At 53.0% G+C, this 5,224-nt stretch carries 7 protein-coding genes; all 7 read left to right on the plus strand.

Annotation, left to right across the window (positions count from 1 at the left end):
* Window positions 1-716: symmetrical bis(5'-nucleosyl)-tetraphosphatase (locus tag BOW51_RS07290; protein WP_078477106.1), on the plus strand; the 716-nt coding region annotated here is incomplete at its 5' end.
* A 38-nt stretch (window positions 717-754) separates the two neighbouring features.
* The gene (locus BOW51_RS07295) at window positions 755-1,276 is read left to right on the plus strand and encodes a YqhA family protein (RefSeq protein WP_078477107.1); all 522 of its coding nucleotides are present in this window, start codon (window positions 755-757) and stop codon (window positions 1,274-1,276) included.
* Between the two features lie 17 nt (window positions 1,277-1,293).
* A complete protein-coding gene (locus tag BOW51_RS07300) occupies window positions 1,294-1,755 on the plus strand; it encodes a hypothetical protein (RefSeq protein WP_078477108.1) in 462 nt (153 codons plus the stop codon).
* A 305-nt stretch (window positions 1,756-2,060) separates the two neighbouring features.
* Window positions 2,061-2,435: a 30S ribosomal protein S12 gene (gene rpsL / locus BOW51_RS07305; protein WP_043117683.1), complete on the plus strand. Its 375-nt coding sequence runs from the start codon at window positions 2,061-2,063 to the stop codon at window positions 2,433-2,435.
* A gap of 19 nt (window positions 2,436-2,454) precedes the next feature.
* Window positions 2,455-2,925 (plus strand): 30S ribosomal protein S7, encoded by a 471-nt coding sequence (gene rpsG / locus BOW51_RS07310; RefSeq protein WP_078477109.1) that lies wholly within the window; start codon window positions 2,455-2,457, stop codon window positions 2,923-2,925.
* Between the two features lie 33 nt (window positions 2,926-2,958).
* A complete protein-coding gene (gene fusA, locus BOW51_RS07315; protein ID WP_078477110.1) occupies window positions 2,959-5,040 on the plus strand; it encodes an elongation factor G in 2,082 nt (693 codons plus the stop codon).
* 37 nt (window positions 5,041-5,077) lie between these two features.
* A partial coding sequence (locus BOW51_RS07320) for a GTP-binding protein (RefSeq protein WP_245828599.1) occupies window positions 5,078-5,224 on the plus strand: 147 nt, incomplete at its 3' end.

Here is a 5,224-nt window from a genome sequence, read left to right on the forward strand (position 1 = left end):
ATCGCGGACCCAAATCGCTGGAGGTTCTGCGCTTCGTTAAGGAACTTAGCGACAGTGCGGTCAGTGTTCTGGGCAATCATGACCTGCATCTGTTGGCGACCTGGAGCACGGGAAGCAAGAAGAAGCTGAAAAACGACCTGCAGCCTGTTTTTGATGCGCCAGATCGAGACGAGTTACTTGAATGGCTGTGCCGACGCCCATTGATGCATACAACCCCGAAATTCGATTTCTGCCTGGTACACGCCGGGTTGCCGCCACAGTGGGACCTGACCCAGGCACTCGCCTGTGCGCAGGAGATGGAATCGGTGCTTGCCGACTCACGCTGCAGAGAGCACTATTTCGCCGGAATGTATGGCGATAAACCGAACCTCTGGAGTGAAGACCTGGGCGGGCAGGATCGCCTCCGCTTTATTACCAACTGTTTTACGCGTCTGCGCTTCTGTACCCTGGATGGCCGCCTGGCACTTGATGAAAAGGGTGCTCCCGGCTCCCAGAAGAAGGGTCTTTTACCATGGTATTTGGTGCCCGGACGCAAATCGGAGGATGTCAAACTGCTGTTTGGACACTGGTCGATGCTCGGTTATCGCCATGAAGCCAATACCTGGGCGCTGGACACCGGATGCCTGTGGGGTGGTGAGTTGTCAGCCCTGCGTATTGACGTGGATCCACCCGTACTTCACGCAATTGATTGTCCATGTCAGCGCAAGCCGGGTTAAAATATCCCAATATACTGAATCTACTGGACTGATTAATCATGTTAGAACGCTGGTTTGAAGGCGCCATCTGGTCATCGCGCCTGGTTGTAATCCTCGCAGTTGTATCGAGTCTCATCTCCGCTATCGCACTGTTTTACATGTCGACGGTCGATGCCTGGGTGCTGGTTACGCATGTGATGCACTATGGCTCGCCTGATCTGACGGCAGTCGACCGTGTTGAACTACGTGCCGAGACGGTGACCCACGTGGTAGAGATGGTTGATGGTTACCTGCTTGCCACGGTGCTGCTGATTTTCGGAATGGGCCTTTACGAACTGTTTGTCAGTAAAATTGATCAGGCGCAATCTTCTGATACGGCATCCAGGGTTCTCGTCATCAACAGTCTCGATGATCTCAAGGCGCGCTTGGCCAAAGTTGTACTGATGATCCTCATCGTTCGCTACTTCGAATTTGCGCTGGGTATGGATTTTAATACGCCACTCGAGCTGCTCTATTTTGCTTTCGGTATCGCTTTCCTGGGTGCGGCGCTGTGGTTGTCGCACATGGCTGACAAGCACTGATTTAAAGGGGTGTTGACGTGAAACAGCTTATACTTATCGTCGTTTTATTCGCAGCGGCCCTGCTGGCGGGGCGCTTCCTGACAGATTCGTCCACCCCGGGTGATGCGGCTCGGCCCAGCGTGACCCTGGAGCCAATCGTTTGCGAGCCTTCGCTGGCAGCCTGTCTGGCAGAGCTGCCGGACGGGTCGCAGGTGCGCATGCAGATCCTGCCCATGGATGCCATATTGCCGATGAAACCGCTGCAAGCGGAGGTAACATCCAGCGGAAAATGGCATGCAACCACGCTTGAAGCGACCGGTATTAATATGAATATGGGCTTCAACCGGTTCAATTTCCAGCCCAGCGGTCAGCATGCTGATCGTGCAGACTTTATCCTGCCAATCTGCACCCTGAAGCGTATGCATTGGCAGTTTTTGCTAACAATTTCTGATGAAAACAGCCTGATTCATATCCCCTTCCATATCGACATCGAATCCTGAAGGTGTGGCAGCCGTCAAATAATTGAAATATTCCCCGGTTTTTCCGTGTTTGTCGTTGACAAGTGGCCATCAGGCGCATAGAATTCGCGGTCTTTCTCCTAGGCACAGCCTAAAAGGAGAGGGCAACGCAGCCGAAGAGAGAATGGCTGCTTTGTAAAATATGAATTTGAATCAATGACTTACTATCTGGCAGGTCGATAACGGCAAGCTGGAGAGGGTTGGTTAACGTTTTTTATTGCGCGCAGAAACAGTTTTCTGCATGTATCTGGCGTCCATGGTGATGCTGTTAAAGAGAAGAGAAGCAAATGGCAACAATTAATCAGTTAGTACGCAAACCACGTAAGCGCAAGGTTGCTAAAAGCAACGTGCCTGCGCTCGAGGCCTGTCCTCAGAAGCGTGGTGTTTGCACCCGCGTTTATACAACAACGCCTAAGAAGCCGAACTCGGCCCTGCGTAAGGTTGCACGTGTACGCCTGACCAATGGTCATGAAGTCACCAGTTATATTGGTGGTGAGGGACACAACCTTCAGGAGCACAGCGTGATCCTGATCCGTGGCGGTCGTGTTAAAGACTTGCCAGGTGTGCGTTATCACACCGTGCGCGGCACACTCGATACCTCTGGTGTTGAAAGCCGTCGTCAAGGTCGCTCCAAGTATGGTGCGAAGCGTCCCAAGAGCTAATTAGAGAGAGATTGAGAAAATGGCCAGAAGACGAGTAGCAGCACGCCGTGAAATCCTGCCCGATCCTAAGTTCGGAAGCCAGTTGTTGACCAAGTTCATCAACATGGTAATGGTTGACGGAAAGAAATCTGTAGCAGAGAGCATTCTGTATAAAGCGCTAGACCAGATCGCCGAAAAGAAAGGCGGTGACCCGATGGAAGCGCTTGAGACTGCACTTGAAAACGTACGCCCTTCGGTTGAGGTTAAATCCCGCCGTGTTGGTGGTGCAACCTACCAGGTACCTGTTGAAGTACGTCCGATTCGTCGTGACTCACTCGCAATGCGCTGGATTATCGATGCAGCACGCAGGCGTAGTGAAAAATCCATGGCGCAGCGTCTCGCTGGTGAACTGATGGACGCTGTAGATCAGCGTGGATCAGCCGTCAAGAAGCGTGAAGATACGCACCGTATGGCTGATGCCAACAAGGCGTTCTCGCACTACCGCTGGTAACAGGCAAACAGGGAAACCGGGGAAGATCGGCTCGTGGCACGTTCGACTCCAATTGAACGCTATCGAAACCTGGGCATTATGGCCCACATCGATGCGGGTAAAACAACCACGACAGAGAGGATCCTGTATTACACAGGGGTGTCTCACAAGATTGGCGAAGTCCATGACGGTGCGGCAACAATGGACTGGATGGAGCAGGAACAGGAGCGAGGAATTACCATCACCTCGGCGGCAACAACCTGTTTCTGGAGTGGTATGGCGCAGCAGTACGAGCAGCACCGTATCAATATTATCGACACGCCCGGGCATGTCGATTTCACCATCGAGGTGGAGCGATCGTTACGCGTACTCGATGGTGCCTGTGCAGTCTTCTGTGCGGTAGGCGGTGTAGAGCCGCAGTCCGAAACAGTCTGGCGCCAGGCGAGTAAGTATGGTGTACCGCGCATCGCATTCATCAACAAGATGGATCGTATGGGCGCCGACTTTTTACGGGTAGTCGAGCAGGTGCGAGAGCGTCTTGGGGCTACACCGGTACCGATGCAGTTGAATATCGGTGCAGAAGAGAATTTTAAAGGGGTCGTCGATCTGATCAAGATGCGGGCGATCTACTGGAAGGAAGAGAACATGGGTATCGAGTTCGATGAACACGATATCCCGGAAGATCTCAAGAGCCAATGTGCGGAACTGCGTGAGCAGATGGTTGAAGCCGCCGCCGAGGCATCTGACGAGCTGATGGAGAAATACCTTGAAGAGGGTGAGCTCTCCGCAGATGAAATCAGGCAGGGTATCCGTATTCGGACACTTGCCAACGAGATCACACCGATGTTCTGTGGCTCTGCCTTCAAGAACAAGGGTGTACAGGCAATGCTCGATGCAGTTATCGACTATATGCCTTCACCGGTCGATGTCCCGGCGATCATGGGGCATCTTGATGACAAGGATGAAAGCGTGGCTGAGCGCCACCCGGCAGATGATGAACCATTTGCGGCACTGGCTTTCAAGATCGCAACCGACCCATTTGTCGGCACATTGACGTTTTTCCGGGTTTACTCGGGTGTGCTGAACTCTGGTGATACGGTTTTTAACCCGATCAAGGGTAAGAAGGAACGGGTTGGACGCATTTTGCAGATGCATGCCAATCACCGTGATGAGATCAAGGAAGTACGCGCTGGCGATATCGCAGCGGCAGTTGGTCTCAAGGATATTACGACGGGTGAGACCCTGTGTGATATCGACAACAGGATTATCCTGGAACGCATGGACTTCCCGGAACCGGTTATATCGGTTGCGGTTGAGCCTAGAACCAAGGCGGACCAGGACAAGATGGGGGTGGCCCTGTCGAAGTTGGCCCAGGAAGACCCGTCATTCCGTGTACGTACGGACGAGGAGTCGGGCCAGACGATCATCTCGGGAATGGGTGAATTACACCTGGAGATCATCGTTGATCGCATGAAGCGTGAGTTTGACGTCGAGGCAAATGTCGGTGCGCCGCAAGTTGCCTATCGCGAAACCATACGCAAGGCGGTCAGGCACGAAGGAAAGTTTATACGCCAGTCGGGCGGTCGTGGTCAGTATGGCCATGTGTGGCTGAAGATCGAGCCGCAGGAGTCCGGAGCTGGTTATGAGTTCGTCAACGATATCGTTGGCGGTGTCGTACCAAGGGAGTATATTCCGGCGGTCGACAAAGGTGTGCAGGATGCGATGACCGGCGGTATTAACTCCGGTTATCAGGCGGTAGACATCAAGGTGACCCTGATTGATGGTTCATTTCATGATGTTGACTCGTCTGAGCAGGCATTCAGGATTGCCGGTTCGATGTGCTTCAGGGAAGGCGCAAAAACTGCAGACCCGGTGGTCCTAGAGCCCATCATGAAAGTTGAAGTTGTCACTCCAGAGGAAAACATGGGTGACGTAATTGGCGATCTGAACAGTCGCCGCGGAGTGGTGTTGGGAATGGAAGACTCACCCGCCGGAAAGCTGGTACGCGCTGAAGTGCCACTGGCCAAAATGTTCGGGTATGCAACAGATTTGCGTGGTGCGACACAGGGTCGGGCCACCTACTCGATGGAATTTGAGAAGTACAGCGAAGTGCCATCGGGTTTTGCAGGTAATTAGAGATTTGGTCCAAACAGTATTTTAGAGGGTAGCTACGGTGTCTAAGGAAAAATTCGAACGTAATAAGCCGCATGTGAACGTTGGCACAATTGGCCACGTTGACCACGGTAAAACAACACTGACAGCGGCACTGACGAAAGTGTGTGCAGAGACCTGGGGCGGAGAGCTGAAAGCTTTCGACCAG

Origin of the sequence: Solemya elarraichensis gill symbiont, from assembly GCF_002021095.1 — a bacterium.
Classification (GTDB): Bacteria; Pseudomonadota; Gammaproteobacteria; order Chromatiales; family Chromatiaceae.